Source organism: Lysinibacillus fusiformis (genome assembly GCF_016925635.1).
GTDB classification, from domain to species: domain Bacteria; phylum Bacillota; class Bacilli; order Bacillales_A; family Planococcaceae; genus Lysinibacillus; species Lysinibacillus fusiformis_F.
Map to the genome: position 1 here is coordinate 4,608,902 of NZ_CP070490.1, position 15,402 is coordinate 4,624,303.

15 protein-coding genes are annotated in these 15,402 nt (G+C 36.9%); 8 read left to right on the forward strand and 7 right to left on the reverse strand.

What is annotated here, in order from left to right; all coding sequences use genetic code 11:
• Window positions 1-16: 16 nt before the first annotated feature.
• The gene (locus tag JTI58_RS22790; protein WP_205443917.1) at window positions 17-1,441 is read left to right on the forward strand and encodes a VanZ family protein; all 1,425 of its coding nucleotides are present in this window, start codon (window positions 17-19) and stop codon (window positions 1,439-1,441) included.
• A gap of 1,906 nt (window positions 1,442-3,347) precedes the next feature.
• On the opposite strand, the gene JTI58_RS22795 is transcribed toward JTI58_RS22790, so the two are convergent.
• Complete coding sequence (locus JTI58_RS22795) at window positions 3,348-3,782, reverse strand: hypothetical protein (protein ID WP_205443919.1); 435 nt, start codon at window positions 3,780-3,782, stop codon at window positions 3,348-3,350.
• A 135-nt stretch (window positions 3,783-3,917) separates the two neighbouring features.
• On the opposite strand from JTI58_RS22795, the gene JTI58_RS22800 reads away from it, so the two are divergent.
• Both JTI58_RS22800 and JTI58_RS22805 read left to right on the forward strand, forming a co-directional pair.
• Window positions 3,918-4,832, forward strand: a complete 915-nt coding sequence (locus tag JTI58_RS22800; protein ID WP_205443921.1) for a class I SAM-dependent methyltransferase — start codon at window positions 3,918-3,920, stop codon at window positions 4,830-4,832.
• Between the two features lie 605 nt (window positions 4,833-5,437).
• Entirely contained in the window at window positions 5,438-6,595 is a 1,158-nt protein-coding gene (locus tag JTI58_RS22805) for a Ger(x)C family spore germination protein (RefSeq protein WP_243456219.1), read from the forward strand.
• A gap of 47 nt (window positions 6,596-6,642) precedes the next feature.
• Here the strand turns inward: JTI58_RS22805 and JTI58_RS22810 are convergent, their stop codons facing one another.
• The gene (locus JTI58_RS22810) at window positions 6,643-7,398 is read right to left on the reverse strand and encodes a class I SAM-dependent methyltransferase (protein ID WP_205443924.1); all 756 of its coding nucleotides are present in this window, start codon (window positions 7,396-7,398) and stop codon (window positions 6,643-6,645) included.
• Window positions 7,399-7,661: 263 nt separating this feature from the next.
• Between JTI58_RS22810 and JTI58_RS22815 the strand changes: the two genes are divergently transcribed.
• From JTI58_RS22815 to JTI58_RS22825, 3 genes are all read left to right on the forward strand, one after another.
• Window positions 7,662-8,528, forward strand: coding sequence for an AraC family transcriptional regulator (locus JTI58_RS22815; protein ID WP_205443925.1), 867 nt, complete (start codon window positions 7,662-7,664; stop codon window positions 8,526-8,528).
• Between the two features lie 16 nt (window positions 8,529-8,544).
• Window positions 8,545-9,120: a GNAT family N-acetyltransferase gene (locus JTI58_RS22820; protein WP_205443927.1), complete on the forward strand. Its 576-nt coding sequence runs from the start codon at window positions 8,545-8,547 to the stop codon at window positions 9,118-9,120.
• A gap of 142 nt (window positions 9,121-9,262) precedes the next feature.
• The gene (locus tag JTI58_RS22825; RefSeq protein ID WP_205443928.1) at window positions 9,263-9,694 is read left to right on the forward strand and encodes a hypothetical protein; all 432 of its coding nucleotides are present in this window, start codon (window positions 9,263-9,265) and stop codon (window positions 9,692-9,694) included.
• A gap of 74 nt (window positions 9,695-9,768) precedes the next feature.
• Here JTI58_RS22825 and JTI58_RS22830 read toward each other — a convergent pair whose 3' ends face one another.
• On the reverse strand, window positions 9,769-10,614 hold the full coding sequence (locus tag JTI58_RS22830) for an alpha/beta hydrolase (RefSeq protein WP_205443931.1): 846 nt from the start codon (window positions 10,612-10,614) through the stop codon (window positions 9,769-9,771).
• Window positions 10,615-10,795: 181 nt separating this feature from the next.
• Here JTI58_RS22830 and JTI58_RS22835 point away from each other — a divergent pair, with 181 nt between their 5' ends.
• The gene (locus JTI58_RS22835; protein ID WP_205443932.1) at window positions 10,796-11,239 is read left to right on the forward strand and encodes an SMI1/KNR4 family protein; all 444 of its coding nucleotides are present in this window, start codon (window positions 10,796-10,798) and stop codon (window positions 11,237-11,239) included.
• A 30-nt stretch (window positions 11,240-11,269) separates the two neighbouring features.
• Entirely contained in the window at window positions 11,270-11,755 is a 486-nt protein-coding gene (locus JTI58_RS22840) for a tetratricopeptide repeat protein (RefSeq protein ID WP_205443934.1), read from the forward strand.
• A 35-nt stretch (window positions 11,756-11,790) separates the two neighbouring features.
• Here the strand turns inward: JTI58_RS22840 and JTI58_RS22845 are convergent, their stop codons facing one another.
• From JTI58_RS22845 to JTI58_RS22860, 4 genes are all read right to left on the reverse strand, one after another.
• Window positions 11,791-12,009, reverse strand: a complete 219-nt coding sequence (locus JTI58_RS22845; RefSeq protein ID WP_205443936.1) for a DUF3955 domain-containing protein — start codon at window positions 12,007-12,009, stop codon at window positions 11,791-11,793.
• 310 nt (window positions 12,010-12,319) lie between these two features.
• Window positions 12,320-13,363, reverse strand: coding sequence for a phosphotransferase family protein (locus JTI58_RS22850; protein ID WP_205443937.1), 1,044 nt, complete (start codon window positions 13,361-13,363; stop codon window positions 12,320-12,322).
• Between the two features lie 13 nt (window positions 13,364-13,376).
• Complete coding sequence (locus JTI58_RS22855; protein ID WP_205443939.1) at window positions 13,377-14,153, reverse strand: SDR family oxidoreductase; 777 nt, start codon at window positions 14,151-14,153, stop codon at window positions 13,377-13,379.
• Window positions 14,150-15,385, reverse strand: coding sequence for an acyl-CoA dehydrogenase family protein (locus JTI58_RS22860; RefSeq protein WP_205443941.1), 1,236 nt, complete (start codon window positions 15,383-15,385; stop codon window positions 14,150-14,152). Before JTI58_RS22860 ends, JTI58_RS22855 begins: the two co-directional genes overlap by 4 nt.
• Window positions 15,386-15,402 lie beyond the last annotated feature (17 nt).

The following is a 15,402-nucleotide window of genomic DNA, read 5'->3' on the forward strand; positions in this document are numbered from 1 at the left end:
TTAGGAGCATCTTGTCTTGGGCGTTACAGATATTATGAATAACATTCGGATTTTAATGTTGCCAGTCATCCTTATTATTGGCGCTGAGTTCTTACTCATTGCACTTTATTATTTCCTTTATTATAAAAAACACCAGTCCGATCGAAAAAAAATAAACATAAAGCAACTGATGCTTGGAGCACTCTTTATCGGCTATATTGTATTTGTGTGTGAGCTAACGATTATTGGTCGCGGTTCTTCCCATTTCATGCAAATGAATCTTCAACCATTCAGTGGTTATATAGATGCATGGAAGAAATACTCGTTACGAGATCTTCAAAATTGTATTTTTAATATTTTCATGTTTGTGCCACTAGGCGTTTTTTTACCTTTACTTTTCTCTAAATTTAAATTGTTTAAGTGGCTTCTTCCTGTAGTAGTGATTGCAACTTTATCCATTGAAACGTATCAAACACTCACAGGAGCGGGGATTTTTGAGCTTGATGACTTAATCAACAACTCGCTTGGCGGGATTATTGGATACCAGTTATACCGACTTGGGACTTCTATTGTTCAGCATAAAAAAATAAAAGTGAAAAGTTTGATCGGAAACCTAGCCATTCCTCTCATGATGAGTTTGATTTTTATTGGCATGATGATTGTCTACGCTCAAGAGGAATTTGGTCATTTAGCAATTAATGCCTACACAAAATCAAATATGTCGGATGTTGATGTAACCACCTCATTAGATTTACATACAGCATCTACCGTTGCCCCCGTGTATAAAAAAATAATTCATACAGATGAAGTTGAGACTTTGTTGCAAAAGAAATTTGATTTATCAGAGTTAAGTCGGCAGGATATTAGTGGTGATCGTGAGCTCTTATTGAAAGATAAAGCCGAGAACTCGTATACGCTATATATTAATTCAGAGGGAAATTGGTCGCTAACAGACGATCTTTATACGCCCGTGCAACCTTCTTTAGCTGTGCAAGAGACACTTGTGAAGAAGGCAAAGAGTATGATGGATGAGCTTTCTCTCCTTCCTAAAGATGGGGAGTTTACAGCTTTGGATAATGGCGTATTTGAATGGACGCTTCCTGACCAAGCTGAATTGAACCAAGATTATTGGCTTGGTGAAGTAGAGCTCGGTTTGAAGCCAGATGGTAGTTTGTATTCATTATCGTATAATATTCATGAGCATCAATTGATCCGTGAAGTAAATATTTTGTCACCTGCAGAGGTGTATGAGCGAATTAAGAAGGGCGAATTTCCACAGATAAAATATAATGCACTCGTAACAGAAGAAGAACTGTTGATAAAAAAAGGCGATCAGCTTACTGTTGATTTAATAGAGCTCTCGTATATGTATGATACAAAAGATTTCTATCAACCCATATACAGAGTTTCTGGTACATTCAATGGAAAAAGTTGGTTCACATTGATTCAGGCGAGAAAGTAGCTTTTTTGATACCGCTAACTAAGGAAAGCCCAGACTTGATACTGGGCTTTCTTTTTATATGAGTTGAAACAGTTAATTTCTCTTTCAACATCTCAAACTTTGGACTACTTCTAACAAAACGGTTAGCCCATCTGGGAATGACTTTGTCGTTCAAAATGACGGTGTCTATCAAATCACCATTTCGATTAATGCGCAAGCAACAGCAGCCCCTGATCCTGATCAACCATTTTTCACAGTGAGCATTACCGTCAATGGTCAACCGATTTTTCTAAACGGCATTGCAGTCTTTAATGTTGTCAATAGAAGTAGCTCGGCCTATGTGGTCCAACCTATATTAGCCGCAGGGGATTTGGTGGGAGCCAGTGCAGCTTCAGATTCCTTCGTCGCTAGTTATGCTAACCGCTCCTTAACGATTGTTCAATTGAGTGGTTAGATTAAAAGTATATAAAGGACAGTAGCTCTCATCTCTAAATTTTAGAGAGGGGATCTTTTTGATTTGACTAAGAGAGTATTCGGCTCTCTCTAATACTTCATTACATATTTCTTACTTATAATCAAGTGACTCTCAAGTCGCATATAACAAAAAACCAGATGCTCTCTTTTGGGGAGCACCTGGTTTTATTGTGAAAGTGAATCTTACTAACTTACTTAGTTTTGATTCGTTATAATACTACGACAACTTGAGGCGCTGAACAAGTTAAAATATTTTCCAATAGGATTTTAGGGGGAATTAATGCTTTTTCGAGAAAATAAATCATTCTATCAAATTTTAAGTCTTTCTTAGTTTCATTAAAATAAGAAATAATGAAAATGACTGAACGTAGCTCATGACACAGGGTCATTTACCAATGACAGCCCCACTGTATGGGTGGGTGACTGTTTGCTATTTTCACATAATTTAAAGTATGTTTCTACAAACTGAAAGTGATAACAATGCTCTCCCTGCTCTAACTGAAAAATTTCTGCTGAAAGCGTGAAATCCACTTCATCATTCTCGCTTAGTGATTGAAAAGCAATACAAGCAAGACATGCGCTGTTAAAACCATACAGGTCTCTATGGTTTTAACTATGAAAGGTGAAGCTACTAATTTTTCGTGCTATTAATAAAACATGCTGAAGAAACACGTCTGTAAAGGAACATTAAACAAAAAGACCAGTCACTCTTTTAAAGAGAACTGGCCATTTTGCGTTTAGGTTGAAGACTATGAAATATCTTCATTCATAGATTAACATATTTATACTGAACAATATCTGAACAACCATACAAAAAAGACTAGACTCTCACATGATGATGTAAGCTCTAGTCTTTTAAGTGAAAGTGAATCTTACTAAATCTTGTCTAGCTTTAGATTCAAATTACAATACGAATGAACAGGCTAAAGGTTTCATAAATTCTTTATTTTTTCGTTAAATTATAGGACCACCACCACAAAAAGACCAGGAAACACGAAAAAATGTGAATCCTGGCCCTTTTGTGAAAAGTGAATGTTACTAGTTTGCTTTAGTTCTTTGTATTCTACTGATGAGTTAGACGGCTGATGTTTTAAAAAGTTACACATTCTTAAAAATTTTTTACTCTACTAATTAAATGGCAAATCAAACACGCCGTCAGCTCCATCTATAGCACACGCTCCTCTGACTTATATAGGCTTCTTTTTCCAGTAAAGATATTTATCCTTCAGCAGCTACTCTACCTTTAGCCCATATTTTCCCTTCCGAACCCGTGTCACTCCAGTTAAATTGTTGTGTGCCTTTATTTTCACATCATATCAGATACCGAGTTCTTCATCAGAATGGTCACTACAAAAGGAGGTGTGAAATTCACCATTCCCAGTTGATTCATCCCATAATTCACAGGGAAGATCTATGCTGTATCCCTACTTATTTAGCTTGTGTTGGATACTAACTAATTCTGTGAATCTTCCGTTGCTTTTTCTAAAAGACTAAAAAAAGCGTGATCTTTTATCAGTTCAAAGCTTTCATTTGTGTTAAGGAGAACCAATATTTTATTTTTAGAATCAATGAACATCGGGTAGCTTGTATTGAGTGAAATTGTCATTCGGTAATCGTAATCAATAGTTTTTATGGCTGTTTTTTTGAATGTTGCCTGTTGAAAAGACTGTATCAATTCTCGCTGTGTTTCTTTTGATATTTTCATTTCAGAAAAGATATCTTCTGTATCTGTATCTATACGATGTAGCGTAACAGTGGGATTTTCCACATCAAAATTAGCATTTTCTAATATATCGGTAGCAGAATAGCTTTGATTTTTCCATGTAACGAACATACCACCAAGAATAATAGCTAAGAGTAAAGGTAAAATCACTTTAAATTTTTTCATATAACTCTCCTCTTTCAATACCTAAAACTTGACAAAAAAATATTTTTATGCTAAAATTTACATTTAAATTAATCTTTTATATAATAGGATTCTCCTGGCCAGGGGAATCCTATTTTTTTGTTAAGGAGTGTTGGTATGAATCAACAGGAATCTAGTATCACTTCATTAGTAGCTGCTTTTAGTAGAGCCTATCATAGTCAATTTGATTCTCCGAAAATTTTTGATGATTATGTAGCCAAAGAATTGATCTCACAAGAAGAATATCAAACAATTCAAGACAACATGATACAAGGTATTGCATTTTTTAATAAAGAGATTGCTACAAAGTTTAAAGGCAATACGAAAGAATTAATAAAATGGATTATACAAGTTCAACTCTCTCCAACGCCCTTGGCACGTGCTGCTTACTGTGAAAGGGTCCTGCAAAACGAAATACAGCTTGGTGTCGAGCAATATGTCATTTTAGGTGCTGGCCTTGATACTTTTCCGTATCGTCAGCAGCAGGTACAAGCCATGCTAGAAATTTTTGAGGTGGATTATCCAGCAACACAGGCTTCCAAAAAGAAAAGATTACAGGAAGCTTCCCTTCCCCTCCTGAATCATCTACATTTTGTACCAATGGATTTTACAAAACAATTTCAATCTCAACCATTAGTAGAGCAAGGCTTCCAAAATAAAAAAACTTTTTTTAGTCTGTTAGGTGTTTCTTATTATTTAACTAAAGAGGAATTAGCAAGCTTACTTAATCATCTATTTGCCCTAGTTCCATCAGGAAGTTCCATTGTTTTGGATTATGCTGATCAATCTCTCTTTAAAGAAAAAGGACTCTCGAATAGAGTGGAAAACATGGTGAAAATGGCCGCAGTTGGTGGTGAACCAATGAAATCTTGCTATGCTTATGCGGACATGGAGAGGATGTTAGATCAATTAGGCTTGCTTATATACGAACATCTATCTCCTACAGCGATTCAAGAGCTGTATTTCCAAAATCGAACAGATTACTTATGTGCTTTTGAAACTATCCATTACATGCATATTGTTAAAAAATAGGTCGAATCATTTATTTTTATATAATTCTTAATTTTCTTTTTATTACCCAGGCAATTAACTATTTCAATATAGAGGATTAGTATACTATAGTAGTGTAAAGCTAATTAGCCTTACGCCTCCTAGATTTGTTACTAGGGTCACTGTTAACGCAGTGACCCGCTTATGATTGACAAACGACTAATAAAAAAAATTAGTTACCCTTCTCCTCTTGAACATGGTGCTCTACTCAAAATAAATCAGTCTCTTCAATATTTTGAGAAAGGAAATTCACATATCTTCCAACTTCAAAGTGATTGTCTGGAAAATGAAATGGCTAATGCTCCCTCTTCTATGTATAGAAGCTTAAAACCCAATATGTCCTCATACCATTTAGCCAATCATTTTGATGGCCTCTACACCTTCAAATAAAAATTGTTTCACTTCCTTTTTTCCATTTCATATACATACTGTTTTGTTTCTACATTTTATCCTCCTTCAAAAAGATTCATTGAGATTTCCGTTATTGATTATTTTGCCTGTCTTTTGCTTATCCTTAATAGTATCGGAAATGTCTTCTTTTCCTAGAGGAGGTGTCCACCATCAAACACAAGGTATCATTCATCCTATTGCTGTCAGTACTTCTTTTACTAGGTGGATGCTGGAATAAGCGGGAGTTAAACGAACTAGCTATTGTTACGGCTGTTGGAGTAGATAAATCGGACGAGCTATTCGAAATTTCTGTTCAGATTGTTAATCCAAGTCAAGTGGCATCAAACAAGGCCTCAGGCAATCGAGTTCCTGTTTTTACCTATCATGCAAAGGGAAAAACCTTATTTGATGCCATTCGAAAATTAACAACACTGACGCCAAGAAAGCCTTATTATGCGCATGCGCAAATCATTATTGTCGGCGAAGAAATGGCTAAAGAAGGTATGAATAGCATTTTGGATTTATTTCAAAGAGACCCTGAAGGTAGAAGTGAATTTAACATTATCGTGTCCCATGAAGCAACTGCACTAGAAATATTAAGTATTTTAACACCGTTAGAGGATATTCCTGCTAGCAAAATGTTTAAATCCTTAAAAGTATCAGAAGCTGTATGGGGAACGACAGAGTCTGTTATTCTAGATGACTTAGTCCAATCTTTAGGTAGTATTGATAATAGTGCCGTATTACCCTCTATTCAAATATACGGTGATGCAGATGCTGGTGCTTATAGCTCTAATATAGAAAAAATTGAGAGCCCCGCACAATTAAAATATGGTGGGCTGGCCATTTTTAAAAATTATAAGCTCATTGGCTATTTATCAGAACAAGAAAGCAGAGATTATAATTTTTTAAACAATAATATAAAAAGTACATTTGAAATTATTGCCTGTCCTGAGCAAGGGAAAATCTCAACCGAAATTATTAATTCTTCTACTAAAGTGACGGGCCATTTTAAAAATGGGATACCTTCGATTTCCATTAAACTTGATATTGAGCAGAACGTTGCAGAGCTTAGTTGCCCTCTGGATTTAACAAAATCAAAAACCATCGATGCTTTAAATAAAGAAACGAGCAGACAAATCAAGGAGCGTTTAGAACATACACTTCAAACGATTCAACAAACCTATCAAGCTGATCTATTAAAATTTAGTGATGTACTACACCGAGAGGACTATCAAGCATGGAATCGAATCAAAAAGAGCTGGCTAACCCTCTATCCAGACCTAGCAGTTCAAATTGAAGTCAAGGTTCATACAAAAGGAGTCGGAACTGCTACAAAATTAAAACTAGATTAATTCATAAAAAATGACCAGACTCTTTTAAGGAGTACTGGTCATTACAATTAACGCACCGCTTCAAATGTTATAAGTGACGTTTCTTCATTTGGTTGTTGAAGGAACGTGTAATTCGCTGAACATGTTATATCAGAGAATCCAACACTTTGTAATAGAAGCTTAAATTCCTCTATCCCATACCAGCGCAATAAAAACTTTTGCAGTTCTGTATCCATTAATGTACCTTGTTGCCACTTCTCGTATTTTAAAACCATGAGTGTATATTGCTCCACCCAGTTCATGGCAATTGATTTTCTTTCAAGAGCAATTCCTTCATCTTGTGAAATTTGATGGTAAGATGTCGTAATTTCCCCTGTTTTCCAGTCAGTAGGAAGTAATAAATCTACTAGGAGTCGACCACCAGGAACAAGGTGCTGATACATAGAGGTTAAGGATGACAGCGCTTCTTGATGATTTTCAATTAAACAAAACGTGCCTGTTGGCATGACAATGGCTTCATATTGTTGATCTAATGTAAATTGACATACATTCCCTTCATAAAGAACTGGTGTCAATCCTCGCTCTTGACAACGCTTTCGACAGGACGCTAGCATTTCTGGAGAGTAATCAATCCCCTCTATATCAAAGCCCTTCTCCATTAAAGGAATATAGAAGCGTCCAGAACCGACCCCTGCCTCTAAAATCTTACCCGTGATACCTTGCAATCGCTCTAGATAATATTCAATATCCCCACCAAGAGAGTGTCCAACTGGTTTTGTAAAATCATAAAGTGCTGTGCTTAACGATCCGTAATTTTTGTACATATTTTCTCCTCCGATTGTTTGCGGAAGAAATCAATCTATTAATCCTCCCGCACCTTTATGTTATTGAATGGGAAAATTGAGCTGACTATCATCATCTATCACTCGCTTTCTTGTAAATTTAGTTAAATTATACATTTATTAATCATTTAATTCAATGTTTCTATTGATTTCCTATTCATTACAATTTAATGTACAAATTAGCACAAATTATCAAAAAACCCTTCCTATTAAACAGTACCATTGAGTTAAGAAAGGATGATGGTATGGATTATTTTGAAAGAATTCAAAACACCATAGAATTTATTGAGAGAAACCTACAGGAAAAGTTAATGATTACAGATATATCTTCCCAATCTTACTTTTCAGCATTTCATTTTCAACGACTTTTTCAAGCCATTACAGGTTTTTCAGTGCAGCAGTATATTCGCAACAGGAGGCTTTCTGAAGCGGCTTCCTTATTAGTAACAACTACCCAGAATATACTTGAGATTGCAATCAACTTTCAATATGGTTCTCAAGAGGCATTTACACGGGCATTTGTTCAGTATTTTGGTGTCACACCTGCTAAATACCGAAAAGGAGCCCACTCCATACCACTTCAAACCAAAATAAACTTTTTGGATTATAAACTGGAAGGAGAACTCCCTATGCAGCGACCAGAAATACTTCAATTACCTAAAAAACGTATCACTGGCTATGAATACAAAACGTCCTTACAAGACGAACAGTATTATGCTGAAATTCCAGGCTTTTATATGGATTTTGGTCAACAGCAATATTATGAGCGAATCTCACATAAAGTAGCCCCTAATATGGCGTATGGCATTTCTACAAACTATCAGGAGAATGGTCAATTTTCCTTTATTGTAGGAGAGGAAGTCGAAACATTTGAGGAGCAATTAGAGAAAGGCTTCACCCAACTTGAAATTCCTGCTGGTAAATATGCGGAGTTTACATTGAATAGCACTGCAGAAGGAATTCAAAATACAAGACGTTATATTTATGGCGTATGGTTACCAAATTCTAATTATGAGCGCGATTCCGGTCCCGATTTTGAAATAACGGATGTTATGCAATCTATCTATCCACATGAGATGAAAATGAAAATCTACATTCCTATTAAAGAATAGAAAAGGAGCTACGCCAATGATTATTGAGAAAATATTTAAGCAATTCCCTACCTTACATTCAACTAATTTACAATTAAAAAAAATAGAAGAATCACATATACAAGAGCTATTTGCCATTTATGATAATGACAAGGTATTTGAGTACTGTGGCATCATCCCAAAACACAACCTTCAAACTGTTCAAAAAATGATTGGCCATTTTGAACGTGATTATACGAAGAAAAGCAGAATAAAATGGGGTATTTTCGAAAAATCACAGAGTGAAAAACTTGTAGGGATTATCGAAGCGATGGACTTTAATCAAAAAGTAGATATGGTTACAATTGGTTACTACTTAGCTGAAGCTTCCTGGGGAAAGGGCATCGCTACAGAGGCAGTCGAAATCATCGTAAAATTTTTATTGGAGGAGGTAAATGTTAATCGAATACAGGCAGAAGTCATGCCTTTAAATGAACCATCGAAAAAAGTGCTGCTAAAAAATGGCTTTATAAAAGAAGGTCTCTTGAGACAAGCTTCATTATGGTCTGGCAAAGGTGTTGTTGATTTAGAGATCTATGGTTTATTGAAGGGCGAGTACGACTTGAACGGCTAAACTCTATTTATGAGTTTAGTCTTTTCTTTTATTCTACAGATAAATAGACATTTTACCATCTCCTAAATGGCTCTTTGACATAGATTAGAAATAGGTGACCCGTGCTAGCATGATATTGAAACCATAAAGGAGCGTTTAAGGAATGGATGAAAACAGATATTTAACACGAATGAATTGGGAATTTAACAATTATCATAAGTTTTCCAAATGTTATTGTGAATCAAGAGATTTTTGCTTTGATCACGCTTCTGGCGTCGATCATCCTATTGTTGAGGAAGATTCTTATAAAATCAAATATTATAATAGCCCCCAATTTGAAAAAACATATCAGAAAAAAAAGCAAGACAAAGAACATTGTCAAAGCTGTGTTTGTAGTCACTTAGAATGTTTTGAACCAGGGACTTTAGTAGATGTATACCTCTCAAACGGCAGCCAATTTTTAGGTATTTATTTTATCTATCTTGATCCGCAAAACTGCTGTGGGTACTTCCTTCAATTCGATGAAACGGCACGCCCAGTCATTATAGACTGTCAAAAAATAGATGCATTACGTAAAACCTGCGCAGGAAGTTAATACTTTAACTCTTCCCTTTTTTGTGTAATTGAAATAGGCTGGTTATTGCTATATAAGCATAACCAGCCATTCGACTACTCTTCGTTTATCCATTTGATTAATTGTTCATCAAAAAAGACAGGTTCTTCAAACATAGGATTATGACCACTTTTTTCAAAAATAACTTTCTTTACATGAGGAGTATAATCCACTGCATCCCATAACGAAACAGGCGCAACTAAATAATCATACCTACCTAGTCCTATAAAAATCGGTTTGCTTACTTGTTGTATTTCTTGTAAAAGGTTCTGCTCCGCAAAAGCTACTCCCCATAGATAATCAATAATTTCCATATTCGGATGAACGTTATCCCACGTAGAGGTAGCATTGAACATATAATCATAAAAACTATGTGCCCCCATACGAATACACATGTGAACAAAGCGTCGTTCAGGCTCCCTCTTAAGATCCTGCTCCAACAAAGCTATATCATGCGTAAATTGATGTTTACGCTGTGCACTTGCATGTGCCTCAAAATAAGACAAGCTTTGCTGCTGTCTTTCTTGACTATTCGTTGTTGCCGTATTTAAAAGAACGATTTTTTGAACATGCTGGGGATAAGCTTTGGCATACGCCATTGCCATAAATGCATGCCCTGAATGTCCTAAAACAATTAAATCATCAAGCTGTAGAGTTTGTCTTGCATACTCCATGTCTTTCACTATTTTGTCTAATGTATAATCAGCTTGTTTCAATGCATGCGTAGGCTTACCAAAACCTCGATGATCTAAAAAAATAACCTGAAAATGTTGGTAGAAGTTTTCTGAAAACAGACGTGGATAATATATACTACTCCCCACTACTAAAATTGGTTGGCCTTGACCTTTTATACAATAGTTTAATTCAAATCCATCACACATAAGTTTTTGATATATCATCATCTTGATCCTCTTTTCTTTTTTTGTATCATCACTCCCTTTCTTCTTTGTTTTCCCGTGTTTTTTCCATTGAACGCTCTAGCATTCTATCACCTCAGTAGATGTTACTATTACATTAACAATATCATTTCCACAGATTCCTAGCAATGAAGGATCGTGTATACTTAATAAAAGGGGCATGTCTATGAAGGAAAATCTAATAAAGCGTTTGCGGTCATTTTTATTTAATGAGAAGCACCCAAACTTAGTAGGTAAACCTGCAAGCCAAAGAGAAATAAAAGATGCACAGCAGCAGCTTCATGTACAATTTCACAGCGATTATGTCGAATTTATTGAAACGTTTGGTGGAGCATACGCAGGTTTAGCAATCCATGCTTTTTCGAATGGCTCTAGTCTAGGAAACGAAACCGTTGTTGATTTAACACTTGATTTTCGTCAACAATATAAAGATATCCTATCTCCGACTATCATAGACACTAGCTATGTCATTTCAATGGACGGTGAAGGAAATCACATTTTCATCGATTCATCAGGTAAGGTTTTCATTTGCGATCATGATTGCGGGGAAATCAAGCGATTAGCTGATTCATTTGAATTGTTAATAGAAGATTGTTTTTATGAATGGTAAGTTATTTAAACAAAGAAGAGGTTAAATAAAATGGACAAACAATTAGAACTTATACTTGCATTAAGAAAAAACGGACAGCTTGAGGAAGCAAATCAATGCATGGTGGCACTGGTCAAGAAACATCCTGAAAATGCATACTATCAATTTCAATGTGCTTGGACATTTGATTCTTTAGGGCAGGAAAAAGAAGCAGCTCCGCACTATGAAAAAGCGATAAAATTGGGACTAGAACCAGAAGTTTTAGTAGATGCCTACCTTGGTTTAGGGAGCACATATCGAACTTTAGGGCAATACGAGCAAGCAAAGCGGATCTTTGAACAAGCCATTCAAGAATTCCCTGAGGCCGAGCATGTCAAGGTCTTCTATGCCATGACACTTTATAATCTTGGCGAACATGCAAAATCAATGGAAACATTATTGCACACCTTAATACTTACAACCAACCATCAGGGCATTCAAGATTATAAAAAAGCCATTCATTACTACAGTGATAAACTAGATCAAACATGGTCATAAAAAAACAGGCTCCTATTTTGGGCCTGTTTTTAGCATTATGATGCGGTAGTTTGCTTTTTGAATGTAGAAGATAATGCCATAATCAAGAATGTTAGTATACCGCTAAAGAAAAATAGATAACTCAATGGAATTAAAAAGAAGTTTTTCTCCACAATCGTACCATCTGCTAGTATCTCATCTCCTATAATTCCTTTTATAAATAAACATACGATCCCCATGATCATCGGAATTGTGGCAAGTAAATATTTTTTCATTATTTTTTCCTCCAGATTGTTAAATCCTTGTTGTTATTGATGTCGCTTACAACTGTTATGATAGCGTTAGTTATATTATAAGTCAATTATTTTTTATCGAAAAACAATAAATAATTATTGATTAACACCCTTAACAAAAAAAGAACGAATGTTCCCCCTCTTTTAATTTCTTGTACGTGCTTTATTACGATTTTCGAGCTGATTTTGTGCGAGCGAAAATCAATAAATATATAATTTAGTGTCGGATAATCTGCTTTAATGAGCTATAAAAAAACAGCTACTTAGCAAAAAGTAACCGTTTTTTCTTGATTTATATCGATTTAGAAGCCTGTTGTATGAGTGCAGCGACCATTTTATCCATCTGAGCAAAGCGATCATCCTGAGTTTGCCCTTTGACATAACGATAATAGATTTGCTGACAAATAACGGCTAATTTGAAATAAGCAAATGTACAGTAATAATGAATGGCTGACACATCTCGCCCACTCTTCTCTGCATAACGATCAATAAATTGTTGTCGGGTATAAAAGCCTGGTAATACAGTTACTGGTGGTTCTCCAAGTGCATATAATAGCATTTTTGGGTCATCCGCTTGCATCCAATAACTCATTGCTACCCCAACATCAGCTAGTGGGTCCCCTACTGTTGTCATCTCCCAATCAAAAAGACCAATCATTTCGGTAACATCCTTAGAGAACATCGCATTATTCAATTTATAGTCATAATGAATAATGGTTGCTTCATTATTGGAAGGGATATGATTTTTTAACCACTCTGTTAATACGGCTACTTCCGCATGCTCTGCTGTTTTCGCTTTTTCATAACGCTCGATCCAGCCATACACTTGTCGTTCCATAAATCCGTCAGGCTTCACCATATCCTTTAATGGTGTGTCCTGATAAGGAATGGCATGTAATGCAACTAAAGAGTCAACCATCATTTCGGACAACTGACGTGCTAGCTCCTCTGTTGGTTCTGTCCCTTTTGGAAAATGCGTATCAAGGACGATGCCTTTTTTGCGCTCCATTAAAAAGAAATCACTACCGATGATGTCTCGATCCTCTACATAGACATATGGCTTGGGAACCACTGTTAAAAATGGATGCAATGCTGATAAAATTGTAAACTCCCGCTTCATATCATGCGCTTTCTTGGCAACTGGTCCAAGCGGAGGACGACGTAGAACTGCTTCGAAATCAGCTATTTTTAAACAATACGTCAAATTGGAATGTCCTGCACTAAATTGTGATATTTCAAGTTTCCCCTGTGGAAGCTCAGGGAAATAGCTTTCTAAAAAGGCATGTAATTTATCCACATCTAACCGTTCACTTGACCTTACTTGCATCGTATCCATTTTACTTCCCTCCTTAAATAATGGAGCTCATGCCCCCATCTACTACAATGACATCCCCTGTTACATAATCCGAAGCTGGTGCTGCTAAAAATAACGCTACGCCCTTCAGATCATTTTCTGAACCTAAACGTTTTAACGGTGTAACGCCCATTAAATAGTCTTGTCCACGCTCGATTAAAACATTGGACATTTTCGTTGGGAAAAATCCTGGTGCAATGGCGTTGACATTAACTCCATGTGGTCCCCATTTAACAGCTAAATCCTTCGTTAAAGTGATGACAGCCCCTTTACTCGCGTTATAGGCAATCGTGTCCATAAAAGCTGGTAGCGTACCTCCTAGTCCAGCGATGGAAGCAATATTAATAATTTTGCCGCTTTTTTGCTCTAGCATAATTTTGCCCACTGCTTGGCTAAATAAAAAGGTTCCATTGACATTGACATCAAATACTTTTTGCCAGGCTTCATAGGGCATATCAATGGCAGGTGTTCCCCATGATGCGCCACTGTTATTGACTAAAATATCAATTTTACCGAATGTTGTGATTGTTTTGGCCACCACATGAGCAATATCCTCTGGCTTTGTGACATCACATGCTAGGGCTAATGTTTGAACACCTAGCTTTTCGAGCCCTGTGGCAACTTCCTCACACGCCTCCACCTTTCGTGAGCATAGGACCACATTGGCTCCAGCCTCTGCGAATCCTTGAGCAATTTGCGCACCGAGTCCACGTCCTCCTCCTGTCACAATGGCTGTTTTACCTTTTAAGCTAAATAACTCTAGGACTGTCATTTCACCAGCTCCTCTTGTTTGTTGGCATGCTTTTTCAATTCTAGCTTAGCAATGGTATTACGATGCACCTCATCTGGTCCATCTGCTAAACGCAATGTGCGTGAATTTGCCCATTGTGCAGCAAGCGTTGTATCTGGACCTACCCCAGCTGCACCAAATGCTTGGATAGCTCGATCAATGACTCTTAGTGCCATATTTGGCGCAACTACCTTAATCATGGCAATTTCAGCTTTTGCCTCTTTGTTGCCTACCGTGTCCATCATATAAGCAGCCTTCAAAGTTAAAAGCCTTGCTTGCTCAATATCCATGCGAGATTCGGCAATACGCTCCCGCATTACCCCTTGATCAGCTAGTGGTCGATGAAATGCCTGTCTCTCCTGTACACGTACACACATTTCCTTCAATGCACGTTCTGCTGCACCAATCAGACGCATACAATGATGAATTCTTCCGGGTCCTAGTCTACCTTGCGCAATGGCAAAGCCTTTTCCTTCACCCCATAAAATATTGTCCACCGGTACACGTACATTGGTAAAAGTAACCTCACCATGGCCCTCTGGTGCATGATCGTAGCCAAAGGCAGTTAGCATACGCTCCACTTTTACCCCTGGTGTATCCATTGGTACGAGAATCATAGATTGCTGCTCATGGATAGGGGCCATTGTATCTTTATGCTTGCCCATAAAAATAGCCACCCTACAGCGAGGATCCCCGGCACCGGTTGTCCACCATTTATGGCCATTTAAAATGTATTCATCTCCGTCTCGTTCAATACTTGCCTCAATATTCGTAGCATCACTGGATGCAACAGCTGGCTCTGTCATCGCAAAGCAAGATCGTATTTCGCCTCGTAATAACGGTTCAAGCCACTGCTTTTTTTGCTGTGCCGATCCATAACGTACAAGTACTTCCATATTTCCTGTGTCAGGTGCATTACAGTTAAACACTTCGGGTGCCAGAAGTGAGCGTCCCATGATTTCACATAAAGGTGCGTATTCTAAGTTGGTTAAACCTGCTCCATATTCACTATCTGGTAAAAATAAATTCCACAAACCTGCCTGTTGTGCCTTCTGTTTCAGCTCCTCCATAATAGGTGGAATCGCTCCCCAACGATCTTCCATTGCCTCGACCTGTGCAGCATAAACGGTCTCATTTGGATAAATATATTGCTCCATAAAATTCGTCAGCTTGTCCTGTAACTTCACAACCTTTTCACTATAGGAAAAATTCATTAGAAGATACCCCCTTT

Coding starts and splice junctions, on each gene's coding strand:
- JTI58_RS22825 (WP_205443928.1), top strand. CDS start 9,263: ATGGATGAAAACAGATATTTAACACGAATGAATTGGGAATTTAACAAT.
- JTI58_RS22835 (WP_205443932.1), top strand. CDS start 10,796: ATGAAGGAAAATCTAATAAAGCGTTTGCGGTCATTTTTATTTAATGAG.
- JTI58_RS22845 (WP_205443936.1), bottom strand. CDS start 12,009: ATGAAAAAATATTTACTTGCCACAATTCCGATGATCATGGGGATCGTA.
- JTI58_RS22850 (WP_205443937.1), bottom strand. CDS start 13,363: ATGGATACGATGCAAGTAAGGTCAAGTGAACGGTTAGATGTGGATAAA.
- JTI58_RS22855 (WP_205443939.1), bottom strand. CDS start 14,153: ATGACAGTCCTAGAGTTATTTAGCTTAAAAGGTAAAACAGCCATTGTG.
- JTI58_RS22820 (WP_205443927.1), top strand. CDS start 8,545: ATGATTATTGAGAAAATATTTAAGCAATTCCCTACCTTACATTCAACT.
- JTI58_RS22860 (WP_205443941.1), bottom strand. CDS start 15,385: ATGAATTTTTCCTATAGTGAAAAGGTTGTGAAGTTACAGGACAAGCTG.
- JTI58_RS22795 (WP_205443919.1), bottom strand. CDS start 3,782: ATGAAAAAATTTAAAGTGATTTTACCTTTACTCTTAGCTATTATTCTT.
- JTI58_RS22830 (WP_205443931.1), bottom strand. CDS start 10,614: ATGATGATATATCAAAAACTTATGTGTGATGGATTTGAATTAAACTAT.
- JTI58_RS22840 (WP_205443934.1), top strand. CDS start 11,270: ATGGACAAACAATTAGAACTTATACTTGCATTAAGAAAAAACGGACAG.
- JTI58_RS22800 (WP_205443921.1), top strand. CDS start 3,918: ATGAATCAACAGGAATCTAGTATCACTTCATTAGTAGCTGCTTTTAGT.
- JTI58_RS22815 (WP_205443925.1), top strand. CDS start 7,662: ATGGATTATTTTGAAAGAATTCAAAACACCATAGAATTTATTGAGAGA.
- JTI58_RS22810 (WP_205443924.1), bottom strand. CDS start 7,398: ATGTACAAAAATTACGGATCGTTAAGCACAGCACTTTATGATTTTACA.